Raw genomic sequence first — 26283 nt, 5'->3', positions numbered from 1 at the left:
TAGGTATAATATTTGTACCTATTAAGAATACAAAAAATCAAGAAATTGAAAACGTTGAAAATCTCTTCTGTAATGATAAAAGGGCTGATAGTATTCAGTCTTATCCTATTTACTGCCATAAGTTGCACAAATACATCTGACATTAATTTTACTGTCGAAGGTAAGCTTGAAAATCTGTCAGTGTCGAGTCTTTATGCGATAAAACAAATATCACAAGACTCTATGACTATTGATACTATTGAAGTAGATAAAGGAGGTAAATTTACATACAAAGGGTATGTTGAGACTCAGGCATTAGTTTCGTTATTTACAGGAGAAGGTTTAAAGCCGATTACTTTTTTTCTCGAGCCTAATTATAAAGTGAGTATTAAAGGCAATGCTTTAGAAGCTGATCTGGTAGAAATAAGGGGTGGTAGGGTGAATGATGATTTAACTGAATTTAAAACAAAGAATGCTAATATATTACAGTCCAGATATCGGATCTTAGCTAAAAATGAAAATATGGATGTGTCGGAACTTAAAAATGTCAATTTTCAGTTGGCTAGATGCGTTCGAGAATGTGTAGAAAGCAATCCGGCTAAAATATCATCGGTAATACTAATGAATGAATTTTCGATTAATAATATTTCTATTGAGTTATTAGGAAATGATATTGACCAATTAAAAGGAGAGGCTGCTAATTTTTACCTGACAACACCTTTGAGAGAATACTATGATAGAATCAGAATCTCAATGGTAGGATCTGTTGCTCCTGATGTTACACTGAAAAGTACACGCGGAAAGACTGTCAATCTTAGCGACTTTAAAGGAAAAAGAGTTTTGTTGATTTTTGATTTAAAAGATGCTCCATCTAACGAAGGATACTTTAATCAACTGAAAGAAGCTCAGCAGAAATTAAAAGGCAAAGTCGAATTTATAGCCATTGTAATTGATGAGAATGATAAATCACCTGATCCCAAAATTGTAGAAATAGCTAATTCTTTGGACTGGACTGTTTTGTTGGATGGAAGAAAATGGAATTCGCAAGCTGTAAAAAAATACAATGTAACCGAGGCTCCCTACATGATACTTATTTCTCCCGATGGAGTGATTGAGGAGAGGAATGTGACGTTAGAAAGTCTGGTTGAAAAATATAAAGAAGATAAAGAAAAAGACTGATAGTATAACTCTCTGGGAGGATCAGCAATATGCTAAAATTATGAATAAACGGATAAATTTTTTTTATTCGTTTTTTTATTGTATACTATCTTTACCTCAGATACAAATTTAGCATTTAGCATAAACTACACAAATGTTTTAATTATGAGAAAATCCATTTATTTATTTTTTACAAGCATTGTTATATTTTATTCATGTAGCAACGAAGTTCAGTTGGAAACTTCTCTTGAATAACTTACAAATGCGTAGATGGAAAGTCATCAGGCGTTATAAAATCATACAATGTTGTTCTCCTTTACAAAGTTTGGGCTATGCTGCCAATTACGCTTTTGACAGAAGAGAGAAAGTTTCAATTGATAACTTATATAATAACTGGGTTAAAGGTCAGCCTGTTATAATTGAGTGTGAATATGTCTATAATATTGAAAATATTAAATTAAATGCAGGTCATATGTGGGTTATTGATGGGCTTTATCGGAAATCGCGTAATCGATATACATTTTCAGCGACGACTGACTGGACAGGAAGAAGGTTTTGGGAAATAGAGAAATGGCGTCAAAATTTTGCACAATCACATAATAACTGGGGATGGGGTGGAAGTTCTGACTTGGGTGGTATCATTTGTTTACTCCCGTAAATGAAGGTTATACGTTTAAGGGTTTTGGCTTGTTTACACAAATTAAATATAAAGGAAAATGAGAAAAGTAATATTTGCAATGCCATTCTTAATACTCTTTTTAGTGGCTATAATAGCATGCGATAATGAACAAGAGGAAACGTCACAAGAAATATATGATTTGACATTAAATAAAGATTTAGATTCTAATGCTATAGTATTGAATGTCGATGGAATAAACCTAGTTTTAAACAAAAGGGTTACGCTAACTTATATTTGTTCAAGGCTTTTGATGATTGAAGCAGAAAATGATAGTGCAAAGTTTCAATTAACATGGGATGTAAATGATTTTGAAATCAAACCGGATACACTTGGGGTTAATCAAATTAATTATACAAATCAGGCAGATACTATATTTATTTTCTATTTTGGACAGGTTAAAGATTCGGTGACTAAAGGTTTGGTCTGTGTCCAACACTTTGAAGCGTCAAATGAATCTTATCCTTATTTTGATTCGCAAATAAAAGGTTCTTTTCATGCAAAAATTTTATTGAATAATAAAGTTCGAAATGCAAAAGGGTCATTTTATTTTGATGGAAAGACAGCGGTCATTAATAAATGTTTATAGTAATATATAGCTGTAAAAAATATGCAATTTTACGGAAAACAGGGAGATCAGTCAAGTCTTCCTGTTTTTTATTTTATATTTGTGCCTTAAGTTTTTAAAATACATAAAAGGAATCTTATATCTATTATTTATAACACAAAACGATGCTAGTAAAAGTTTTTGGCGCAGCCGTACAAGGAGTTGATGCAACACAAATAACGATAGAAGTAAATTGTTCAAAAGGCATAAAATTTATGTTGGTCGGACTTCCCGATGCATCCGTAAAGGAAAGTCATGAGCGTATTATTTCTGCATTACAAGTAAACGGATATAAATTTCCCCGACAACAGGTTGTTATTAATATGTCCCCTGCGGATATAAAAAAAGAAGGATCAGCATACGATTTACCTCTTGCTGTAGGTATTATGGCCGCTTCGGACAGTCTGAAAACTGACAAGCTGGAAGAATATATGCTGATGGGTGAATTGTCTTTGGACGGATCCATCCTACCGATAAAAGGAGCCTTATCAATGGCAATTAAGGCTCGTGAACTGGGCTTTAAGGGGTTGATTGTGCCAAAGAAAAATGCCAAAGAAGCAGGAGTAGTTAATAATCTGGAGGTGTATGGTGTTGAAAATATAACAGAAGTCGTAAATTTTTATAACAACGAAGCCGACTTAGAGCCTGTTGTTATAGATACCCGAACCGAATTCCTAAACAATCATCAGAATTTTGAATTTAACTTCTCGGATGTAAAAGGTCAGGAGAATGTAAAACGTGCAATTGAAGTTTCTGCTGCAGGAGGTCATAATATTATAATGATAGGTCCTCCCGGAGCCGGAAAATCGATGATGGCAAAGCGGATACCCTCTATCCTGCCTCCTTTTACTCTGCACGAGGCTTTGGAGACCACCAAAATACACAGTGTTGCAGGTAAGATCGGAGGAGATACTTCGCTGATGTGTACCCGTCCTTTTCGTTCGCCCCACCATACCATATCAGATGTTGCCATGGTTGGAGGAGGTGTTTATCCTCAGCCTGGAGAAATAAGTTTGGCTCACAATGGAGTGCTGTTTTTGGATGAACTACCCGAATTTAACAGAAGTGTACTTGAAGTCTTGAGGCAACCATTGGAGGATCGGTCGATATCCATCTCCAGATCTAAATTTACGGTAGAATATCCTGCCAGTTTTATGTTGATTTCTTCTATGAACCCATGCCCTTGCGGTTATTTCAATCATCCAGAAAAGCAGTGTGTATGTTCGCAAGGCGTTGTTCAGAAATACCTGAATAAAATATCAGGGCCATTACTCGATCGTATTGATATCCAGATAGAAATCGTTCCCGTTCCTTTCGATAAAATTTCAAGCTCGGGAGTTGCCGAAGATAGTGCGGTAATAAGAGAAAGGGTTATTAAAGCCAGGGAGATTCAAGACAAACGTTTTAAGGATGAGGATTCAATTCATTGCAATGCTCAGATGACATCTAAATTGATGCGTAAATATGCAACTCCCGATGATGAGGGATTACAGTTATTGAAAACAGCAATGAATCGTTTTAACCTTTCAGCCAGAGCCTATGATCGGATTCTTAAAGTTTCACGTACCATTGCCGATTTAGACAATTCGGACAAAGTATTATCAAAACATCTTGCGGAAGCCATAAATTATAGAAATTTGGATAGAGAAAATTGGGCAACAAGGTGAAAAGATGGATACTAATGTGTCACTTTCATATTTCTTGTTAGAAAATAACAGGAAATAGAAATAAAAATATATATTTGTAAGTTATTGGTTGGAGGTATTTTTATTTCGCAGATATTGTTGTTATATGCAATATAGGTGAATAGTAAAAGTGCCTTTTTTTGTTTTAAATTAACAATAAAATTATTAAGATGAAATTTACAAGCCTGTGTAATTCAATCTTTGATCAGACTATTAAAGATTATCACATAACGGATAATGTTGATACACCTATTTCTAATCCATATGAGGTAAAGACAATAGAATATTACTTATATTTAAAAAATTGGATTGATACTGTTCAATGGCATTTCGAAGATATAATAAGAGATCCTCAGATTGATCCGGTTGCTGCTTTGGATTTAAAGCGTCGTATTGATAAGTCTAACCAAGACCGTACTGATCTGGTTGAATTAATTGACAGTTATTTTCTGGATAAATATAAGGGCATACAACCTAAGGCTGATGCAAAGATAAATACCGAAAGTCCGGCTTGGGCAGTAGACCGTTTATCGATATTAGCATTAAAGCTATATCACATGCAACAGGAGGTTGATCGAAAAGATGTAAGCCCGGAGCATCACGAACAATGCGCCAAAAAACTCGCTATTCTGCTGGAGCAACGTAAAGATCTTTCAAAAGCAATAGATGAATTGATGGAAGATATTGAAAACGGATCGAAGTATATGAAAGTATACAAACAAATGAAAATGTATAATGATCCCGATTTAAATCCTGTTTTATACGAAAAGAAGAGTAAATAGGAATACTCTTAATAAATGACGACAATAATTTTTTAATATAATAATGGCAAGAGTTTTAATTACTCGTATTTCTTCATTTGGCGATGTTGCGATGCTGGTTCCGGTGGTATTTTCGGTTGCGGCAAGATATCCTCAAGATCGTTTTGTAGTTTTAACCCGTAAATCTTTTGCTCCATTATTTGAGAATTTAGGTTTTAATATCGGTGCAGTTACTATTGATGTAAATAAACAGCATAAAGGATTCTTCGGAATATTCAGGTTACTGAGAAGTGTTACTCGCTATAGATATACGCATGTAGCAGATGTTCACGATGTGCTGAGAACTAAAATTGTACGATCTTATATGTCAATTTTAGGTAAGCAAGTCGCACATATCGACAAGGGACGTAAAGAGAAGAAAAGAATGATCTCGACCAAAGAGGTTGTTCCTGCATTAAAGCCCACAACAGAGCGTTATATGGAAGTCTTTGAACAGTTAGGATTTCCTGCGGAGATGGTGTTTACAAACTTCTTTGTATTTAAAGAGCGCTCCTTATATCCTCTTAGAGCAGTCGTGACCGAAAAGAGGGGACGATGGATAGGTATTGCACCTTTTTCGAAGCATGCAGAAAAGGTATATCCTTTAGAGAAAATGGAAAATGTTATTGCCAAACTCTCTCAGCGATTAGATACTACCTTATTTCTTTTTGGTTCAGGAACTGAAGAGCGTACTTTGATGCAAAAATGGGCAGATAAATACTCTAATGTGATTACTATATCAGGCAAATTAAATCTAGAGAACGAACTTCTGCTTATATCTTATTTAGATGTTATGATTTCTATGGATTCTGCCAATATGCATTTAGCATCTTTAGTTCAAGTGCCTGCTATTTCGATATGGGGAGCCACACATCCCAATTTAGGATTTTATGGCTTTGAACAAGACCCCGAAAATGCAGTACAGACTGAAATTGAATGCCGTCCATGCTCGGTCTTTGGTGAAGTACCCTGCTTTAGAAAAGATATCGCCTGCCTGAATCGGATTGAAGAAGACGTAATCCTGAAAAAGGTAGATGAAATTCTATATAATAGAAAATCTGTAAATAATTCAGACGAAGTTGAACAATGAAAATCGCTATTCTATCACCGTTTTACCCTTATAGGGGAGGAATTGCTTCTTTTAGCAATCGTCTTTATAAGGAGTTGAGTGAAACGGAAAATATAGAAATCGAGGCTTTTTCTTTCTCTTTGTTATATCCTTCTTTCCTTTTTCCCGGTAAAACTCAGTATGTGGAAGACGAAGAGCCTGTTCTTGCGGCTCAATCGAATCGTATTCTTAGTAGCATTAACCCACTCTCGTGGATATCTACAGCTAAGGCGATTAATGCATATAATCCCGACATTCTGATTGTAGCTTACTGGATGCCATTTGTGGCACCTGCATTGGGTATGGTATGCAGCCTTGTGAATAAAAAAACAAAGGTTGTTGCTCTTATCCATAATGCGATTCCTCACGAAAAGCGTTTTTTTGATAAGGTTTTTGCCAAGTACTTCTTTAAAAAATGCGATAGTTTTATTGTTTTGAGCCAGTCTGTAAAAGATGATTTACAGAAGCTTATACCTAAAGCGAAAATTTTGGTAACCCCACATCCAATTTATGATCAGTATAAGGAGCGTATAGATAGATCTAGGGCTTGTCGGTTATTAAATATAGATTCCCGAAAAAAGAATCTCCTTTTCTTTGGACTTATTCGTGATTATAAAGGGTTAGACTTGCTTATACAGGCTATGTCTCATCTGGATGAAGACTACCAACTGATAATAGGGGGGGAATGCTATGGTGATTTTCAAAAATATCAGGAGTTAATTGATGCGTCTCCTCTTAAGGATAATATAAAAGTATTCGAACAATATATTCCCGATGATATGGTATCTACCCTTTTCTCGGCTGCAGATGTATTGATGTTGCCTTACAGGGATGCTACCCAAAGTGGAGTTGTAGCGGTGGCTTATCAGATGGAAGTGCCCATAATCGCTACTAATGCGGGAGCCTTGGGACAAACTGTTTTATCTTCTTCAACAGGTATTGTTGTTGAAGTTTCTCCGGAATCAATAGCAGAGGGTATTAAGACTTATTTTGATAATGATAAGCAACATTACTTTGATAATGTAAAGATCGAGAAGAAACGCTTATCGTGGTCGTCCTTTGTGAAATCATTTCAGGAGTTTATCCGCTAAATAAGTATTTTATCTTGGTCGTTTTATAAAATACTTATGCTCTATACTTATATTTCCTTTGCAAACTATTTGTTCTTCAAATTCATCTGATTTTACCATTTGCATGGATTGCATTAGTTGAATAGAAGCAGTATTCTGGGAATCGGTAATGCCGAATATTTCATCAATAGCATTATTTTGGAAGCAATAGTCTATAAGTAAGTGGAGTGCTTCTTTTGCGTATCCGAATTTTTGATACTCCGGAGAAATATTACATCCGATTTCTGCATCATTTTTATTAATTCTGATAGCACAATCCCCAATAAGTTTTTGATCACTTTTGAGAATAATTGCCAGTCCAACCCATTTTTCTTTACTGCTTAGGTCTGAGTTGAGGTTGCTTTTTATAAAATTCAGGGCATCTTCGTGATTATAAGGTTCCCAGTATTGATATTTAGCAATATCTTCCAATGAACGATAGGCGAAAATGGCATCAGTATCTGTTTCTTGAAAACTTCGTAATAAAATTCTGTCAGACGAAAGAGTATTTTTGACCATATCGTTCTATAATTTTTATTTCCCCGATACTATTTTCTTTATATCGCTTAGCTTGTTAAGAGCTTCCATCGGTGTGAGATTATTCACATCCAACGATTGTATCTCATCTCTGACTTGACTAAGTACAGGATCATCGAGCTGAAAGAAACTAAGTTGATATCCTTCTCTCTTCTCGTTTATTTCGGCAATAGGCTTAGCAATACCTTGTTTGCGGTTATCGGTCTCTAATTGTTTCAGTATAATATCAGCACGTTTCACAATGCTTTGAGGCATACCGGCCATTTTAGCGACATGGATACCGAAACTATGTTCGCTACCTCCTTTTACTAACTTACGAAGGAATATAATTTTATTATCAGCCTCTTTTACCGATACGTTAAAGTTCTTGATTCGCTTAAAGGATTTAGCCATCTCATTCAATTCGTGATAGTGAGTTGCAAATAATGTTTTTGCTCTGGCTTTAGGGTGTTCATGTATGTATTCGACAATGGACCAAGCGATAGATATACCGTCGTAAGTACTTGTACCGCGTCCTAATTCGTCAAATAGCACTAAGCTGCGATCGGATAAGTTGTTTAGAATATCCGAAGCCTCGTTCATTTCAACCATAAAAGTAGATTCTCCTAATGAAATATTATCGGAGGCTCCTACACGGGTGAATATTTTATCAACAATACCTATCTGAGCCGATTCGGCAGGTACATAACTTCCCGCTTGTGCCATCAGGGTAATTAATGCTGTCTGTCGTAGTAAAGCCGACTTACCCGCCATATTAGGTCCCGTGATGATTATTATTTGCTGGGAATTACTGTCCAGAAAAACATCATTGGCAATATATGCTTCACCTAAAGGTAGCTGCTTCTCAATAACAGGGTGTCGTCCATTCTTTATGTTAAGTACATCAGAGTCTTCAATCGTAGGGCGAATATATTTATTCTCTTGTGCTGTTTTAGCAAAAGAAAGCAGGCAATCAGTACGTGCAATCAGATTCGCATTTACTTGAATGGCCGGTATGTACTCAATTAAGTCGGCTACCAGATTATTGTATATAGTGGTTTCGAGCGTAAGAATTTTTTCTTCTGCACCCAGAATCTGTTCTTCGTATTCTTTAAGCTCTTGAGTAATATATCGTTCTGCATTTACCAGCGTTTGTTTGCGTATCCATTCGGCAGGCACTTTGTCTTTGTGTGAATTGCGGACTTCGATATAATACCCGAAGACATTGTTAAAGCTAATCTTAAGAGATGATATGCCCGTTGTTTCTATTTCGCGTTGTTGTATCTGCAAAAGATAATCTTTACCCGAATAAGCAATTGCCCTAAGCTTATCTAATTCCTCATTTACTCCTTTATTGATAACACTCCCTTTGTTGAGTAGAGCAGGAGGGTCATTTTGTATTTCTTTTTCTATCTTATCACGAATAATAGGACACGGATTGAGCCTTTCTCCTATTTCCTTCAAGCTGGGTTCATCCGAAGATAAGAACAGATCCCTGATCGGTTCAATGGCTTTTAAAGCAACTTTTAGCTGAACTACTTCTCGAGGAGTAACACGTCCAACAGCCACCTTCGAGATAATTCGTTCAAGATCGCCAATAAGAGACAATTGTTCTTCTAGCACTTGCTTAAGGCCGGGGTCACGGAAAAAATATTCGATAACAGCCAAGCGGTCATTAATCGGTTTCACTTCTTTCAGAGGGAAAACCAACCAACGCCGAAGCATACGTGCACCCATCGGTGATATTGTTTTGTCAAGAATATCCAAGAGCGATTTACCTCCTTCGTTCATTGTCGAGATTAACTCTAAACTGCGAACGGTAAATTTATCGAGACGTACATATCTATCCTCCTCAATTCTCGATAAAGAGGTGATATGGCTTATCTGTGTGTGGTGTGTAGAATCGAGATAGTGCAGGATTGTTCCTGCGGATATTACGCCATCCGACAAATGTTCGACACCAAACCCTTTTAGGTTTTTGGTTTCGAAATGTTTAAGAAGACGGTCTTTTGCTGCATCTTGTGTGAAAATCCAGTCATCCAACTCGAATGTAAAAAAACGGGCACCAAAGTATTCGTCAAATAACTTCTTTTTACCACGTTCTATCAATATCTCTTTCGGAGAGAAATTAGCAAGTAACTTGTCTATATATTCCTTTGTGCCTTCTGCAATCATAAACTCCCCTGTGGATATATCCAGAAATGATATTCCGAAATTCTTTTTGGCAAAATGTATGGCACAAACGAAGTTATTTTCTTTATGGTTAAGTATGTTATCGTTGATAGATACACCCGGAGTAACCAGTTCGGTGACACCTCTTTTTACGAGGTTTTTGGTCTGCTTAGGATCTTCAAGCTGATCGCAAATAGCAACACGTCTGCCGGCACGAACAAGTTTAGGTAAATAAGTATCTAACGCATGATGAGGAAATCCGGCTAACTCTACAAATTGAGCAGCCCCATTAGCCCTGCGGGTAAGAGTGATACCTACTATTTCGGCAGTATCGATTGCATCTTGTGAAAATGTTTCATAAAAGTCGCCGACCCTGAATAAAAGTATTGCATCAGGATGTTTACTCTTGATTTCAAAATATTGCTTCATTAAAGGGGTTTCGGCTATTTTTTTCGACACGGTTGTATAGTTTTTGTTATTTAGAACTATTCTATTTAAGTGGCAATGAGTATTTAATATAACACGATTTAATTATAACTGTCAGTTGTATTTATACTTGCCCAGGCAATAATAAGATCTTATATCTTATTCAGTAAACAAAGTTAGAAAAAATATGCAAATTCGACTTATCCGAAAGTAAAGTCATCCGAGATAATTTTTTAGAATTAAACACAATTAAATTCCTTTTTGGGAGGGAATTATTCCAACAAAAAGTTTGACGGTGAGATTTTAAAGAGAAAAAAGTTAAGTTTTTTTATCTATTGATTATTATCCATAATTGTGTAGAAAACCTTATCTGCACATATTATCAGGCGTTTATTTGTGTTTTTAATTTTTGTGTCATTTACACACAAATTCAGATAATAAATATATTATTCACAAATGACGATAAAAATTACATCGTATTATTTTTTAATATTGTTCCCAAAATATACAATAAGTGATATTTATGGAACTTATATTTAAAAATATTAAGCAATTAATCACTCCTCAATTTCTGGAAGAAGTTTTTACTAAATTGGAGATAGATGAAGCAACATTGATAAAATTATCTGACCCGATTATTGCCGGATTATTTGGGGGACTTTTAACACAAGGGGATAATGCCGAAACAGAAAGAATGTTTGAGGATTTTATCTCGAAAACAGATGATAATGAATCGTGTGGAGTTTATTTATTAGACTCTGACGCAGACATTAATAAAATTGAAGCGGCAACAGCTCTGGGCGGTGCAGTTTTGTTTGGTAAGAGAGAAGAGTTTGCCTCTTTCTTATCAGACCATATGAATGTAGATGTGGTGCTGGTTGACAAATTGCTGACTACACTGACATACTCATTTGGTTTAGATTTGGGGCGAAAGTTGCTGACGGATGAGTATACGATCACTGGTCTTTTGGGACAAATACATGCTGAGAGGAACTTTTTTCTGGGTTATATTCCTTCCGGTGTAACTTCAATATTGGGCTTGCCTTCTTTACTTACTATCGGTCAGAATCTTTCTTCCGATGCAAAAGTAGTCAGTGATGCGGTTTATTATGATATAATGCATGGTAACACCCCTGTACAAGAAAAGAAGAATAGCTGGTGGAAGTGGTTTTCTTTCAAAGCCGCTCTATAATCGGTAAAAGAAAATACTTAATGATATATTTCTATTGGTAGGGGCAGACCTGTTTGTCTGTCCGAAATAGGTGAACACACAGGTTCACCCCTACAGCCCAAGCAATAAATAGTTTTGCGAACTTAGATTATTTTAAAAAAATAGAAAAGACCAATACCCTGCCAGGTGTTGGTCTTTCATGTATGATGTCTTTAGATTACCTACTTTTAAGCAGATACTTTTTCTTCTTTACATATGTTTTGCATCACTAATCCGGCTAAAGTAAAACCGAATATTGCAGTAGCATGTGCCAAAGTTCCATTGATCTGAGCTTTCATACTGCACCACTCGTGATTAACCAGATCAGGATCTCCGGGGCCATTCTTTGCTTTTGGACAAAGACACTTCTCTGTTCCACACGATTCATTGGCTCCTTTGTTTTCTAAAACCTCCTCACTATATACACAAAGAAATTTACGGGATGGTTTTTCGCTCTTCTTGAATTTGCGGCGTAATGCTGCTGCTAAAGGACAACCTTTTACCTGCCAGAATTCGGCAACCTTTATTTTGGTAGGATCTATTTTTAAGGCAGCTCCCATCGATGATAATAGTACAGCTTTAGTTTTAGTTGCCGTACGTATCAAATCCATTTTATTGGTAAGGCTGTCTATGGCATCAATGATGTAATCGTATTCGTCCAAATGGAAAGATTCCGATGTCTCAGGACTGTATATTTGCTGAAGAGCATTAATCTCAGCTTTTGGGTTTATCTCCAATAAGCGTTCTTTTAAAACTTCTACTTTTACCTTACCTACAGTTTTTGTAGTAGCCAGTAATTGGCGGTTTATATTGGTAATGCAGACACGATCCGAATCAACAATAGTAATATTTCTGATACCTGAACGTACCAAACTTTCGGCACACCAACTGCCTACTCCTCCAACACCGAATATGATAACCCGTTGTGAAGCTATTTTATTCATAAGCGTATCACCAAGAAGAAGTTCCGTACGCTTGAATATTCCTTTTTCTATACCCATTTCTAGAGTTTCGTATAATAAATTGTAGTAACGTAATCCTATTTTAGATTACCGAAAAGGTCACAGACTTTAATCTTTCTGACCGTAAGCCAAATCGCCTGCATCTCCCAATCCGGGAACTATATATGCCTTTTCGTTTAATAACGGATCTATAGCAGCAGCCCAAATAGTGGTAGTCGCATCGGGGAATTTTGCTTTGCAATAATCTATTGCTTCCTGACTGGCAATAACAGTTGCTACATGCACATGTTTAGGCGAGCCTTTTGTTAGAAGAGCATGGTACGAAAGCTCCATACTACCTCCTGTTGCAAGCATAGGATCGGTAAGTATAAGTACTTTATCGTCTAAACGGGGCGAAGCAATGTATTCTATACTGACATGAAAGCTTTCGTGATTTTCACGATATTTACGATAAGCAGATACAAAAGCATTTTCAGCATTATCGAAATAATTAAGAAATCCATGATGAAAACCCAGTCCGGCACGAAGTATGGTTCCTAATACGATTTGATCTTGATACAAGTTAGCCGGAGCACTGCCTAAAGGTGTTTGAACTTCTTGCGTTTCATAAGAAAGGTTCTTACTAATTTCATACGCAATTATTTCTCCGATACGTTCCAGATTTCGACGGAAGCGCATGCTGTCTTGTTGTATATTTACATCTCGAATTTCGCTGACAAAACGATTTAGGATAGAATTTTGCTCAGATAGGTTTATTACTTTCATTCCAATTATTTTGGCGACAAAGATATATCGAAAAAATGAAAATCTCTTTGTGAGAAGTATTTTTAAGATTAGAGTTCTTCATTATTAAGTATCTTGCGACCTCTTATAAGGAATAAATAGTTCTAAGCCTTTACGATATTTTCGGTAATATCATATGCCTGTTTGACCCTGTCGGCTATTCCGATGCCATTACGTAAGTTACCGGCTATGATTAGACCCGGATATTGTGTTTCTATTTTTTCGATAGTTTCGAATCTTTTCCCACTCGATTTTTCATATTGAGGAATAGCATATGGATGGCGGAATATCTTCATAAATTGAATAGAAGATGGTGGAATATTAAATAACTTATCCAAATCTTCCTTTACTATATTCTTAATAGCATTGTCATTCAAGTTAAATATTTCAGGGTTTCGAATCCCTCCCATGTATATGGCCAAAGTAGAATATCCTTCGGGGGCCCGATTCTCGAAACAAAAAGAAGGAAACAATACACCGAGTATTCTCTGTTTTTCTTTTTCAGGAATCAATCCTCCAAATGAAATGTATTTATCATCAATTGCTTCATTGTTTACCCCAACTGCTACCTGAATAACTTTGGCATAGGTGAGCGTTGAGATGTTCAGCATATCCGAATCATCAACAAAAGGCAACATCTGAGGAAGAGCATGAGCCCCCACTGTCAATACCACTTTATCTGTTGTAAAAATAGAGGGATTTCCCTCTTGGAGAAAAGTAACCTCATATTGCTTTTCGTTCGGTATAATCCGTATTTTTTCAGCAGAACAAATAATGTTCTCAGCACCGATCTCTTCCACTAATTTTTCAATGAGGGAACTGAATCCTTGTTTACTTGAGAAAACTTTTCGAGTCGCTTTTCTTTCTCTGTCGGTTTTAATCTCTTTACTTTTTTTGTAGGCTCCCCCTATAAAACTGCCGTAATTCTGTTCCAGATTATACAACTTAGGAAGGGCATATTTGGTGACAAGTTTTTTTGGATCACCTGCATATATCCCTGATATAAAAGGATTAACTGCGTAGTCAACAAAAGACCGACCAATTCGTCTGGAAGCAAGTGATGCAATAGTTTCTTCCGGATCAGTACCTTTCCTTCTGAATGGCTCAAACGCAATCTTAATCTTATCAGCCAATGAAAATAAGGGTGTTTTCAGAAAACCCACAGCTCCCGAAGGTAGCGGATGCCATGTATTATTTTTTAGTATAAGTCGTTTTTCGGCATCACTATTAGCAATTTCGGGTTCAATGTTTAAAAGCTCAAAAAGCTCAGCAATTTCAGGATTACCTATTACTCCCGTATTGGGTCCCTCCTCAAATACAAATCCATTTTCGTTATGCGAACGGATAGATCCTCCTGTACGATTTTCCTTTTCGAGGACAACAATATTGAGTCCTTTTCGTTTCAGATAAAAAGCAGTACTTAGTCCGGTTAATCCCGCACCAATTATAATGACATCGTATTTCATTTGACAGTTTTTTGATCTTTAAACAAAAGTAATTTTTTAATGATAAGTAAAAGAAAATAATTGATGAAACATGTAAAGAGTATAATTCTCTATTTTTGCTTTACTTATCAAACTAATAATTAGTTCTCAGAACTTAAATTCTCAGATTACAAGTTTTTATAGCTGTTTTGCTTACTTATGCAAACAATACGCTCGCTAAAAGTGTTAGTAAAAGTAATGAAATAAAGAGAATGAGACAATCACCAGATATAGTGATTTAGAGTCGTATATTCTTTTGTTACTTGAATGCTGAAAATGCACTGATTAGTTATTCGTAATAAGCCGGAATATATTACTTATAAGCCGGTCTCTTTTTTTGATATCCGATGCTCTAACGATAAATTTTCCTCGTACTTATTAACTTACATTTGAGAGAAAATAAGAAAGAAAATTTAACTTTGCGTATAGTGTTTAGCCCGGTTATATAATACAATTGACAATTTGATTAATAAAATATACAGATATGAACAAAATTTTATTTCTACAATATCCAAAGTGCAGTACTTGTCAGAAAGCGGCAAAATGGCTTAAGGAAAATAATATAGAAGTAGAAAGTCGGCATATAGTGGAAAATAATCCGACAATCGAAGAGCTAACCACTTGGATCGATAGAAGTAAGTTACCTATAAGTAAGTTTTTCAATACATCCGGAAATGTTTATAAAGAACAGAATCTAAAAGAAAAGGTAAAAACAGCATCCAACGAAGAGCTCATTAAAATATTGGCTTCTAACGGGATGGTTGTAAAACGCCCTCTGGTCATCGGTGATGATTATGTACTTGTCGGATTTAAAGAAGATGAGTGGGCAGACCGTTTGAAATGAGATTTTCTCAATATTATTGAGTTATAACAGCCTAGGGGAAATATTCGCCAAAGGGAAAAATAGGCTTCAGACCTTAAAGTATGGATCAGGAAGAGAAAGGAACAGAGATTAATAAGCCTCTAAAGAAAAAGAATTATATAAAGAAAGCATTCAAAGGCTTAACTTATATAATATTAAGCTTTATTGCATTAATCATCATATTATACGGTATTTTATCCATCCCTGCAGTTCAGCGTAAACTGGTTGATTTTGCTTTGGGTGAACTAAGAACAATTTTAAAAACCGAGGTTAGGATAGATGCTGTTAGTCTCAGGCTTTTCAATCATGTGAACTTAAAAGGGGTATATGTCGAAGATCAGGCAAAAGATACTCTTATTTATGCCGGAAATTTAGATGTTCATATCAGCCCATGGTCTTTGTTGAGAAACAAATTATTGATTAATGAAATAGAACTGGAGGATGTTACCGCTAATTTATCGCAACAAACATCGAGTTCTGATTTTAACTTTCAATTTATAATAGATGCCTTTAGCAGCAGTGATACAACGGTAGTCGATACAACAAAAAGTAGTTTGATTATAGACATTGTTGATGTCACTCTTAAAAATGCAAAGCTTAAATACGATGTTCTTTCAGATACAATAACGCCGGGAATATTTAATGCTTCACATATAAATATATCAGAGCTTAATGCCAATTTGAAATTACCTTCCATAGACCCCGAAAATCTTAATATAACATTAGTATCACTCGCACTTAAAGAGCAAACAGGTATTGAGATTACGGAGCTGAAAGCACATTTGACTTCAGATAAGACTACCTATTATTTATCTGATGCATCATTGAGCCTCCCTAATTCAGTATTGAAAATACCATCGGCACATTATAATCTGTCAACAAATGAAGTAGCTCTTGTAACTGAACAGTCGAAATTATCGAAGCTCGATTTGTATCCGTTTATGCCCGGTTTGAAGTATTTACAAAATGATATTATACTGGAGGCTTCGATCAAAGGTAAACTACCTTTGGTGAATATCGAAAACCTATTACTGAGTTATGGTGATGAGACGAATATAAAAGCTAATGGCTCGATTTCAAATTACGAACGTTACGATCTGGCAGATTTGAATTTGGATATAACTAGTTTCCAGATTACTCCCGATGCAATTGTTGATTTTGCCAAGTTAGGCGATTCAACATTCACAGCACCCGATATGTTGAAAACTTTAGGAGATATAAGGCTTACCGGAAATCTTCATGGTAAACTGAGCGATCTGAATATAAAAGCTGAGGCATGGGCTAAACAAGGCTCTATACAAATGTTAGCCACAGGTTCGGTTGATACTACTTTCCAAAATTATAATGTGAAAGCCCGATTACAAACTCAAAACTTTAATCTGGGAGGGTTATTAGCTAATCCCGAATTGGGACGTTTGTCTATGAATTTGAATCTGACTGCATCTCAAACACCCAAACAGTCGTTACGTGCGGACGTGAAAGGGCAGGTAAACTCATTGCAATATCATAGGCAGAATTATAATAATATTCCCTTCACAGCCTATTATAATGCGGCAAAAATGGGAGCATGGATAAAAGCCGACCTCCCTGCCGGAAAGTTTGAGGCAAAAGCCGATATGACTCAAGATAGGATTCCTAAAATTGATATTGATATGAGTGTCGAGAAGCTACAGGTCGATCGGTTTATTGACAGCTTACAATGGAAGAATCCATTACTCTCTTTCGAATTGAAAGGTAATATCATCGGATTAGATCCTGCAAAAATACAAGGAGATGTGATCGTTGAAAACTTTGTATTTTCACGAGATAGCTTATCTTTTATTCCGGGTAAAATAGAATTGAAGGCCGGCTTTACAGATGAGTCCAGAAAATTTATAACCCTGAATTCATCTTTATTGAATGCAAGTATTGAGGGGCAATATAATTTTATGACATTATCGGATGAAGTTGGTATCATAATGAATCAATACCTACCGGGTATATTTCCTAAGCCCAAATATTATCGTCAAAGAAGTATGCAAAATGATTTCAGCTTTAGTCTTACATTAGATAATACTGAAAATCTGAGTCGTACTTTCGATCTTCCGGCTAATATTGTTAAGCCGATGATAATAAGCGGATTGGTAAATACGAAAGAAAATATATTTAAAGCTACGGCAGATGTGCCACTCATTGAATACGGAGAGTTAAGTATTCAAAATACACGGATTGATATTGGGAATAGCGATACATTGATGAATCTGGTGGGTAACACAATTCTTTATAATGGTTCAGAAAGAATAAAAGTAGGTCTTAATACAAATATAGAATCAGATACTATTAATGCCCTGTTAAGAGCTAAAACAGATACCGGAAGCTTTAGCTTCGACGGCAGTGTAAAAGCCTTGGCAAACCTGCGAATGTCTGAAAGCGGAGAACTTATCTCTTATCTTCATTTATTGCCTAGCGATTTGAATGTAGGCAAACTCAAAATGTCTCTGATGGATGCCGAAATTGTAAATGAAGGAGTCAAAACTACAATCTCGAACTTTGGAATTACAGTAGGTAATAACAGGATGTTAAGTCGATTTTTCGGAGTTGACGGCGTTATCTCCGATCAGAAAACCGATACGCTGAATGTATCATTCTTTAATGCTCATCTTGGAGATATATTTGAAGCATTTGATGTCAAGAATGTGAGTGCAATTGCCGATGGAGATATAAGGGTAATGAATATCTTGGGGACACCTGAGTTATATACCAATAATATGGCTCTCTCGAATATTATCATATTCAATGATACTCTGGGAGATCTTTCAGTAAAAAGCTATTGGAGTGAAGAGGTTGGGGCGATTGGTCTCCAAGCCGATTTACAGAAAGTTAGCTCTAAAAGCCAATTGCGGGGCTGGGTATATCCGACCCGTGATTCATTGGATTTAAAATTAAATTTAGATAGATTGGATATTGCCTGGGTACAGCCATTTGTTGCAGATATGCTGAATAAGGCTTCGGGTAGTATCAGTACCGGCTTGAATATTAAGGGACGTATTACTGCACCTTTAGTTGATGGTTGGTTGGGTGTAAACGATGCATATGTGGGTATTGATTACACCAATGTAACATATCATATTTCGGATACAATACAAATCGAACCTAATAAGATTGGTTTTGATAATCTTATTATCGAAGATAGTTATAAGAATAAAGGGACGCTAAATGCACTGGTGACGCATACGAATTTTGAAGATATGCGATACTCATTAGATATGAACTTAAATAATCTGTTGGTGCTAAATACAGCGAGTAGAACCGATAGTTTATTCTATGGGAAGGTATTTGCAAGTGGGACGGTGAATGTAAATGGCTCCGATGATCTGATTGATGTGAAGATGAAGATCAGAAATGGACGTAATTCAGTTCTGAATGTACAAATTCCTCAAACTTCTCAAGCTACCGTTTATCAGAGTATTGTTTATATAAATGTCCCTGAACAGGATAATCTGGACAATGTTGTAACAGAAATTCAAAAGACATTACCTCTACGCTTGTCAGTCGATTTGACAGTTACGCCCGATTTTCAGATGGGTGTTATAATTAACCCGCTCACAGGAGATGCTATGCAGGTAAAAGGTTCCGGACTGATTAAATTCTCATATGATATGAGGTCTGAAGCAATGAATGCTTTTGGAGATTACACGGTTTCGGATGGTTTTGTAAGACTGAGGCTACAGAATATAAAAACCCTTGAGTTTAAAATCAGAGAGGGTAGTAAGCTGGTATTTAATGGAGATCCTTTGAAAACTAATTTTGACATTACAGCATATCGGAGAGTAAGAGCTGACCTTACTACGTTAGATAGAAGCTTTGGTGAAGACGCGAATAACCCGTCACGTGTAAACGTCGATTGTGAGTTGATTATTAAGGGGAATATGGATAAGATGGATGTCAGTTATAATATAACTTTACCCGATGCCCCTGATGAGACAAGGCAGCGTGTAAGGAGTATGATTGCTACCGATAACCAGAAAACGATACAATTTGCTTTCCTTGTGGCTACAGGTTCATTCCATTCAGAAGGCTCTTCAGTAGGAGGAAACATGGCTGACGGAATTCTAACCAGTGTAGCTTCGAGTGCATTGTCTAACGGCTTAAATGCTTTGTTAGGAAATGCCTTGGGTGATAAATGGGCTATCGGAACCAATATTTCTTCGAATGACGGATCATTCTCTGATATGGATATGACCGTTAGTTTGTCCCGTAAATTTCTGGAAGACAAATTAGAATTTAACAGTAATGTGGGGTATCGGACAGATCAGTCAAACGCCGATAATTCATTTATTGGAGACTTCGATATTGCATACGCCCTGACTCGTAATATAAAGGCTAAAGTTTTTAATAGAACCAATGAGCGACTCTATAGACAAGCTCCTACAACCCAAGGTATAGGTCTTGTTTATACCAAAGAAGCCAAGAGAATAAAAGAACTATTTCAAGTATTTAAGAAGAGAAGAAAACGTCCTGCTCAGGAAGTACATACCGAAAGTACCAAATAATTATTGAAGTGATAGAAGTTCAAAATATATCTAAAAGTTATGCAAACTCTGAGGCTCTTCATGATGTGAGTTTTAGTTTGAAGAAAGGAGAGATAGCTGCTTTTCTGGGACCTAACGGAGCAGGCAAGAGTACAACAATGAATATTATTGCAGGAGTTCTCTCTGCGACTAAAGGTTGTGTATTAATTGACGGACAAGATATTTTAGCGAAGCCGGAAGAGGTAAAGCAGAACATAGGCTATTTACCCGAATACAATCCCCTTTATGAAGATATGTATGTGCGTGAATACCTTGAATATGCAGCTTCTATTTACCTGGCCCATTCGAAGGTTAAAGAGCGCGTCGACGAAATGATTCAAACCGTAAGTCTCGAATCGGAGTATCATAAGAAGATACACGCTTTATCCAATGGAAATAAGCGTCGTGTGGGACTTGCTCAAGCCCTTATCCATAATCCGGATATTTTGATTCTGGATGAACCTTCTAACGGACTGGATCCTAACCAACATGCTAAAATGATAGAGTTTATTGCTGAGTTGGGTAAATCAAAAGTGATTTTATATTCATCTCACCGCTTTGATGATGTATCCGATATTGCCTCCCGTTATCTTATTCTGAATAAAGGGAGTTTGGTTTTTGATGGTAAAGCCCAAGAGGTGTCATCCATCAGAGACCTTTTCTATAGCCATTGTAAATGATTTAATAAATTATAAAAAGGTCTGAGACCTTGGTGAAAAAAATGAAAATAGTAGCAGACAAAAACATACCGTTTTTAAAAGGCGTTGCCGAGTCGTATGGAGAGGTAACCTATCTTTCGGGAGCCGACTTTACCAAAGAAGCCATTAAAGAAGCAGATGCCTTAATTGTGCGTACAGTAACACACTTTGGCAAGGATTTGCTTGAAGGTTCTAGTGTGAAGCTTATTTGTACTGCAACGATAGGTTATGATCATATCGACACAGCGTATTGTGATGCACATAATATCAAGTGGACAAATGCTCCGGGCTGTAATTCCGGTTCGGTTGAACAATATATTGCCTCAGTTTTGGTTGTTATGGCTCAGCGGAAAGGATTCTTATTGAAAGATAAAACAATAGGGATTGTAGGAGTAGGCAATGTTGGTAAAAAAGTCGCTTTAGTCTGTGAAGCTTTAGGAATGCGTGTCTTAAAAAATGACCCACCTCGCGAAAAAGTTGAAGGAAGCAATGAATTCGTACATCTGGATACTATCAAAAAAGAGGCAGATATAATTACATTTCATACACCGCTTACTCGCGAAGACGAACACGCTACTTATCATTTGGCAGATCAGCTGTTTTTCGAAAGCTTGGGTAAAACTCCCATAATAATAAATGCTGCCCGTGGTGCGATTATTGATACAACTGCTATAAAAAAGGCATTAACCGATAAGCAGATAGCAGGAGCCATTATAGACTGTTGGGAAAAAGAACCTTCTATTGATCTTGATTACATGAATATGGTGGATATTGCAACTCCTCATATTGCGGGTTACTCAGCTGATGGAAAAGGGAATGCTACCCGAATGTCTTTAGCGTCTATTGCCGACTTTTGGGCTTTATCTAAAGAACCCCTTAGTAAAATAGTCATACCTCAGGTCGAAAATCCTGTTATAGATTGGGCTGTTTTAGATGGAAATAAGCTAGAAAAAGCTATTTTGATTACCTATGATCCCACAGACGATCACAATCGGTTAATAAGCAACCCGTATGCCTTTAGTACCTTGCGTGGTAATTATCCTCTTCGTCGGGAGTACTTAAGTTATACAGTTAAGAATGTAGATAACGAAACAGATAAAGCTCTGTTGCAGAAATTAGGCTTTATACTCAAATAAATACTGAATAAGTAAAGAAACGGGAAGAGGTTGGTTAATCGAGTTCTTTCAAAATATCAAGCCCTTCTTGCCACTCGCCGTAGCCAGATTCGGCGTTTATATGTCCGGCAGCACCTATGTTGATAAGTTTACTTCCCCAACTATCAGCAAAGAGTTTTACCCTTTCAATAGATACCCAAGGATCATTGGAACTAGCCACAACAACGGTTTCAAAGTTTATCCTATCTAAAGGGATAGGAGTAAATCCACTGGAAGTGAAGGTATATAGAGGAGATTCTATATCACTTGGAGCAACAAGCAAAGCACCTTTTATTTTCCTTCCATATTGTTTTGCCCAATTGGCGATGGTTACACATCCCAAGCTATGTCCGATTAAAATAACTGTGGATAAATCGTACTTACTGATTGTATCATCAATATTTTTCATCCACTCTTCACAGTTTGGAGCATTCCATTCCTGTTGGTTTATTCTCTGAAAATTCTCGCCTGAGTTCTCAAAATAAGTTTGCCAATGGTTTGCCCCTGAGTTTCCAAGCCCCGGTATAATGAAATAGTTATTCATAAAGAGAGTATTAAGTTAAGTGTCTGATTATATGTATATCAGAATTAAAGAAAGGTATTATCCTTTATCTTATCAGATTGATAAACTCTTCACGTGTTTTAGCCGTATTGAATACCCCTGTAAAATCGGAAGTTGTAGTTGTTGAGTTTTGCTTTTCAACTCCACGCATTTGCATACACATGTGTTGTGCCTCTATTACAACCATTACACCCATTGGGTTTAAAGTTTTCTGGATACAATCCTTTATTTGAGTAGTCAATCTTTCCTGAACCTGTAAACGTCGGGCAAAAACTTCTACTACACGAGGTATTTTACTCAATCCGGTGATATACCCATTAGGAATATAGGCAACGTGTGCTTTTCCCCAAAATGGTAGCATATGATGCTCACATAGTGAGTAAAAGTCGATATCCTTTACAATAACCATTTGGCTATAATCTTCTTTGAAAAGAGCTTTCTTTAGAATATCTTCCGGACTCTCGTTATAACCTTTAGTCAGGAATTTCATTGCTTTGGCTACCCTCACCGGAGTATCAAGTAAACCCTCCCGGGTTGCATCTTCTCCTAATAAATCGATGACAGATTTATAGTGACTGGCTAGTAGCGATATATTGTTTTCTTCGTTATTTGTTGAAGACATTTTTTTCGAATTTAGTAATATGTTATTTAAACTATTTATTGCTGCCCGTTAAGCTGCAAGATTTCAGATCATTTGTTGTTTACTCAAGTATAAAACTTATTTAGAGTTATCGTTTTGAGATGCGACATTAAATACTATCTGTTGCTTAAATGCCCAATTTCAGGTTTGTTTATCAAAGCAATAAAAGAGTTTGAGACTTTAATCTACAGGGATTTTAACGACATCGTCAACGACACGCATTTCCTTGAATCCCGGAAATTTGGCTTTCAATTCACTTAACGCTTGACTAGCTTGCTCTTGTGTTTTGAAATTTCCTGCTCTGACACGCCATACGGGAGAATTATACGATACAGTTACTTCCATGTTGGGGAATGATGATTGTATGGCTCCTTTTCTCGAATTGGCTTCGTTTTTAGCCACTTTTTGATCATTACCCGAGTAAACCTGTATACGGTATCCTCTTGCTCTTATAAAGTTTTTGGGAGCATCGGTTACGTCTGTTGTGGTTGATAATTGACTGGCAACAGCGGTCGGATTGGTGGATATGCTGGCAGTCATCATATTTGCACCAATGAGGCTTCTTATACCTTCGTCTTGATATATAACAATTTTTCCTTGTCCCGCCTTAGTTGTATTAAGGTCGTCAACAATAGATCTGCTTTGTGCATTCGAATAGAAGCAGATAGCAGAAAGGCATAGAAATATATAAAATGATTTTCTCATAATGTGTTGAAATATAAATAATTGTCGGAGTGTTAGTGGTTTAACAATCAAAGAGATCGTTTGGTTCAGAATGTCGAACCGGATAAATACAGGTCTTTATTGCTGTACATAACAATTCTATTTACGGTTATTATACTTGCCAAGATAATAAAATTAGTCCGTTGATGACAAATTACTTATAACTGAAAAACACGGAGGAGATTTAAAATGTCTCCCCGTGTAATATTATTTTAAATTAGAATCAATTCAAAAAGCTTCGATAATAGGCATAAATTTGTCTACTTCAAGAGAAGCTCCACCAATAAGACCACCATCTACATCAGCATTTGCAAAAAGTTCTTTTGCATTCGATGCATTACAGCTTCCACCGTAAAGGATAGATGTATTGTCGGCAACTTCTTTACCATATTTCTCAAGAAGAGTTTTACGGATAAATGCGTGCATTTCCTGAGCTTGTTCCGAAGATGCAGTTTTACCTGTTCCGATTGCCCATACTGGTTCGTACGCCAATACAAGTTTAGAGAAATCAGCAGCAGAAAGGTCGAAAAGAGCATTCTCGATTTGAGATTTTACTACAGCTTCTTGTTTATTAGCTTCTCTTTCTTCCAATACTTCTCCGATACAGAAAATAGGAGTAAGTCCGTTAGCAAGAGCCAAAAGTACTTTTTCTTTTAGGATAGCATCTGTTTCGCCATAATAAGCACGACGTTCAGAGTGGCCTAATATTACATATTTAGCACCGGTAGAAGCTACCATAGCTGCAGATATTTCACCTGTATATGCGCCCGAAGCTTTGTCAGCACAGTTTTGTGCGGCAACTCCGATTTTTTGATCGCCAATAGCAGCAGAAGCACTAGCCAAATGTATAAATGGAGTACCAAGTACTACATCGCAATTGATTGTTTTACCTGCTAATGCTGTTTTAAGAGCATCCACTATAGCTAAACCTTCTTGAAGAGTTTTGTTCATTTTCCAGTTTCCTGCAACAATGTTCTTTCTCATAATGAAATGATATTATTTAGTTTAAAAAATTAGTAAGTTCGCAAAACAACGATAGATAGTTTTACCCTTTTTAATATTTCTTTTTACCTGTTTAATTTATCTTTTCGTTGGTGTTATTATTATCTGTAACACTCTTTCGATGATATAATAATGCATCCAGTAATTTAATTACAATTAATGGTGTAAATAATATGATAGCAACAATATACAAATACCTTTTGCTTTCTTGTTTTGTATCGGGCATATTGGCTATCGAAAGCTCCTCTATCGGTTTGTTTAAATAACTTTCGGTAGGAACATTTCTGTCTGACCATTTATTGATAACTACCCCGTTCTTTAGTAAAATTAAACCCGGATTGGAGCGTACAATTGTTTTTAGGCTTCTCTCATCCGATAGAGCAAAATCAAAGTTAGTAATATTTTCTTTCTCCAGTTGAAGAATAAGATCGCGAGGAGATGAGGTGAGACAATAAAACTTATACTGATGGTCTTTTGCATAGTTGTTCACATCCTCAAAAGAACTTAAATAATCTTCTTGCATATCTGAAAGAGAATATGCAATCATAAGGAAAGTATAGCTGCTATCACTTAATACTTCTGTAGTAATATCTTCTTCACCTTCTATTTCGGTTCGGTCTTGATTTAAATATAAACGTGTGATCGAAAAATCACGAATCAAAGGTTCTTCACCTTCTTTTATCAGCTTACTTTGTCTATCTACAAATACCCATGTTGAATCTTCCCAAGGATAGTTATCTTCTGTAAACTCTTTTTTCACACCATCTTTTTCGTAAATAAAGACATTCTCAAAGACTGGGGCTTTATCCTCTTCTACGGTCATTAGCTTAGGAATATCGGCTCCAACTTTATAAGGTCGGAAATCGATGATGGGCTCATTCAGAATGCTGTATACACAAAAAGCAATACTGCATGCAATGATGTAGAGTCCTACGAACCAGTAGAATTTTCCCGTGAACAGATTTGTAATTTTCTGATGCCAGATGAGTACAACTATCGCACAAGCCAATAGTACAATATTCTTGAAGAAAGTTTGCCAATTAGTTATTATGAGGGCATCTCCAAAGCATCCGCAGTCCTTTACAGGATTAGCTATTGCCAGATAAAGAGTGAGGGGAGTCATAAAAAGCATCACTAGAAACAGAAGGCGGGATGTCCATTTCCTGTAAAGACCAAATAGCATAAATATGCCCAGGCAAAACTCACCCGCACATAATATGATTGATATGGGCAATGCAATATCATGGAAATTGACCAATCCGAATGAGGTCAGGTAATCTTGTATCTTATAGGTTGTGCCAAGTGGATCTATGGCTTTTACAAAACCCGAAAAAACAAATGTAATTCCGAGTAAAATGCGCGAAATTTCAACAACCGTTTTTAATATAATATCTTTTGTCTTTCCCATTAACCCATT

The 26283-nt window shown here is 36.4% G+C and carries 22 protein-coding genes; 12 read left to right on the top strand and 10 right to left on the bottom strand.

Annotated features, from left to right (window positions below):
- The first annotated feature begins 45 nt into the window (after positions 1 to 45).
- From G7050_RS17970 to G7050_RS06410, 7 genes are all read left to right on the top strand, one after another.
- Positions 46 to 1158, top strand: a complete 1113-nt coding sequence (locus G7050_RS17970; RefSeq protein ID WP_166112828.1) for a DUF4369 domain-containing protein — start codon at positions 46 to 48, stop codon at positions 1156 to 1158.
- A 241-nt stretch (positions 1159 to 1399) separates the two neighbouring features.
- A complete protein-coding gene (locus G7050_RS06435; RefSeq protein WP_166112825.1) occupies positions 1400 to 1795 on the top strand; it encodes a C10 family peptidase in 396 nt (131 codons plus the stop codon).
- 58 nt (positions 1796 to 1853) lie between these two features.
- Positions 1854 to 2402, top strand: a complete 549-nt coding sequence (locus G7050_RS06430; protein WP_166112822.1) for a hypothetical protein — start codon at positions 1854 to 1856, stop codon at positions 2400 to 2402.
- 143 nt (positions 2403 to 2545) lie between these two features.
- Entirely contained in the window at positions 2546 to 4087 is a 1542-nt protein-coding gene (locus G7050_RS06425) for a YifB family Mg chelatase-like AAA ATPase (protein WP_166112819.1), read from the top strand.
- A 188-nt stretch (positions 4088 to 4275) separates the two neighbouring features.
- The gene (locus G7050_RS06420; RefSeq protein WP_166112816.1) at positions 4276 to 4887 is read left to right on the top strand and encodes a DUF4254 domain-containing protein; all 612 of its coding nucleotides are present in this window, start codon (positions 4276 to 4278) and stop codon (positions 4885 to 4887) included.
- Between the two features lie 43 nt (positions 4888 to 4930).
- The gene (locus tag G7050_RS06415) at positions 4931 to 5995 is read left to right on the top strand and encodes a glycosyltransferase family 9 protein (protein ID WP_166112813.1); all 1065 of its coding nucleotides are present in this window, start codon (positions 4931 to 4933) and stop codon (positions 5993 to 5995) included.
- Positions 5992 to 7104 (top strand): glycosyltransferase, encoded by a 1113-nt coding sequence (locus G7050_RS06410; RefSeq protein WP_166112810.1) that lies wholly within the window; start codon positions 5992 to 5994, stop codon positions 7102 to 7104. The genes G7050_RS06415 and G7050_RS06410 overlap by 4 nt, the downstream gene beginning before the upstream one ends.
- 9 nt (positions 7105 to 7113) lie before the next feature.
- On the opposite strand, the gene G7050_RS06405 is transcribed toward G7050_RS06410, so the two are convergent.
- Both G7050_RS06405 and mutS read right to left on the bottom strand, forming a co-directional pair.
- Positions 7114 to 7641: a GNAT family N-acetyltransferase gene (locus tag G7050_RS06405; RefSeq protein ID WP_166112807.1), complete on the bottom strand. Its 528-nt coding sequence runs from the start codon at positions 7639 to 7641 to the stop codon at positions 7114 to 7116.
- A 15-nt stretch (positions 7642 to 7656) separates the two neighbouring features.
- Positions 7657 to 10239: a DNA mismatch repair protein MutS gene (gene mutS, locus G7050_RS06400; RefSeq protein ID WP_166117660.1), complete on the bottom strand. Its 2583-nt coding sequence runs from the start codon at positions 10237 to 10239 to the stop codon at positions 7657 to 7659.
- 520 nt (positions 10240 to 10759) lie between these two features.
- Between mutS and G7050_RS06395 the strand changes: the two genes are divergently transcribed.
- Positions 10760 to 11428 carry a hypothetical protein gene (locus G7050_RS06395; protein WP_166112804.1) on the top strand — a complete coding sequence of 223 codons (669 nt, stop codon included), beginning with the start codon at positions 10760 to 10762 and terminating at the stop codon, positions 11426 to 11428.
- A 206-nt stretch (positions 11429 to 11634) separates the two neighbouring features.
- Here G7050_RS06395 and G7050_RS06390 read toward each other — a convergent pair whose 3' ends face one another.
- From G7050_RS06390 to hemG, 3 genes are all read right to left on the bottom strand, one after another.
- Positions 11635 to 12447: a ThiF family adenylyltransferase gene (locus G7050_RS06390; protein WP_166112801.1), complete on the bottom strand. Its 813-nt coding sequence runs from the start codon at positions 12445 to 12447 to the stop codon at positions 11635 to 11637.
- Positions 12448 to 12516: 69 nt separating this feature from the next.
- Positions 12517 to 13173 carry a uracil phosphoribosyltransferase gene (upp, locus tag G7050_RS06385; protein WP_166112798.1) on the bottom strand — a complete coding sequence of 219 codons (657 nt, stop codon included), beginning with the start codon at positions 13171 to 13173 and terminating at the stop codon, positions 12517 to 12519.
- 122 nt (positions 13174 to 13295) lie between these two features.
- Positions 13296 to 14657, bottom strand: a complete 1362-nt coding sequence (hemG, locus tag G7050_RS06380; RefSeq protein WP_166112796.1) for a protoporphyrinogen oxidase — start codon at positions 14655 to 14657, stop codon at positions 13296 to 13298.
- 502 nt (positions 14658 to 15159) lie between these two features.
- Here hemG and G7050_RS06375 point away from each other — a divergent pair.
- The 4 genes from G7050_RS06375 (at position 15160) to pdxB (ending at position 21921) form a co-directional block, all read left to right on the top strand.
- Positions 15160 to 15519 carry an arsenate reductase family protein gene (locus G7050_RS06375; RefSeq protein WP_166112793.1) on the top strand — a complete coding sequence of 120 codons (360 nt, stop codon included), beginning with the start codon at positions 15160 to 15162 and terminating at the stop codon, positions 15517 to 15519.
- Positions 15520 to 15599: 80 nt separating this feature from the next.
- Positions 15600 to 20069 carry a translocation/assembly module TamB domain-containing protein gene (locus tag G7050_RS06370; protein WP_166112790.1) on the top strand — a complete coding sequence of 1490 codons (4470 nt, stop codon included), beginning with the start codon at positions 15600 to 15602 and terminating at the stop codon, positions 20067 to 20069.
- Between the two features lie 8 nt (positions 20070 to 20077).
- Positions 20078 to 20767 carry an ABC transporter ATP-binding protein gene (locus tag G7050_RS06365; RefSeq protein ID WP_166112787.1) on the top strand — a complete coding sequence of 230 codons (690 nt, stop codon included), beginning with the start codon at positions 20078 to 20080 and terminating at the stop codon, positions 20765 to 20767.
- Positions 20768 to 20808: 41 nt separating this feature from the next.
- Complete coding sequence (pdxB, locus tag G7050_RS06360) at positions 20809 to 21921, top strand: 4-phosphoerythronate dehydrogenase PdxB (protein WP_166112784.1); 1113 nt, start codon at positions 20809 to 20811, stop codon at positions 21919 to 21921.
- A gap of 34 nt (positions 21922 to 21955) precedes the next feature.
- On the opposite strand, the gene G7050_RS06355 is transcribed toward pdxB, so the two are convergent.
- From G7050_RS06355 to G7050_RS06335, 5 genes are all read right to left on the bottom strand, one after another.
- Positions 21956 to 22483 carry an alpha/beta hydrolase gene (locus tag G7050_RS06355; RefSeq protein ID WP_166112781.1) on the bottom strand — a complete coding sequence of 176 codons (528 nt, stop codon included), beginning with the start codon at positions 22481 to 22483 and terminating at the stop codon, positions 21956 to 21958.
- Positions 22484 to 22547: 64 nt separating this feature from the next.
- Positions 22548 to 23123, bottom strand: a complete 576-nt coding sequence (folE, locus tag G7050_RS06350; RefSeq protein WP_166112778.1) for a GTP cyclohydrolase I FolE — start codon at positions 23121 to 23123, stop codon at positions 22548 to 22550.
- Between the two features lie 198 nt (positions 23124 to 23321).
- Positions 23322 to 23846, bottom strand: a complete 525-nt coding sequence (locus G7050_RS06345; protein ID WP_166112775.1) for an SPOR domain-containing protein — start codon at positions 23844 to 23846, stop codon at positions 23322 to 23324.
- Between the two features lie 246 nt (positions 23847 to 24092).
- Positions 24093 to 24848 (bottom strand): triose-phosphate isomerase, encoded by a 756-nt coding sequence (gene tpiA / locus G7050_RS06340; protein WP_166112772.1) that lies wholly within the window; start codon positions 24846 to 24848, stop codon positions 24093 to 24095.
- A 91-nt stretch (positions 24849 to 24939) separates the two neighbouring features.
- Positions 24940 to 26274 carry a BT_3928 family protein gene (locus tag G7050_RS06335; RefSeq protein ID WP_166112769.1) on the bottom strand — a complete coding sequence of 445 codons (1335 nt, stop codon included), beginning with the start codon at positions 26272 to 26274 and terminating at the stop codon, positions 24940 to 24942.
- Positions 26275 to 26283: the final 9 nt, after the last annotated feature.

Source organism: Dysgonomonas sp. HDW5A (assembly GCF_011299555.1).
GTDB lineage: Bacteria > Bacteroidota > Bacteroidia > Bacteroidales > Dysgonomonadaceae > Dysgonomonas_A.
This window is presented reverse-complemented; position numbering and strand designations above follow the sequence as displayed.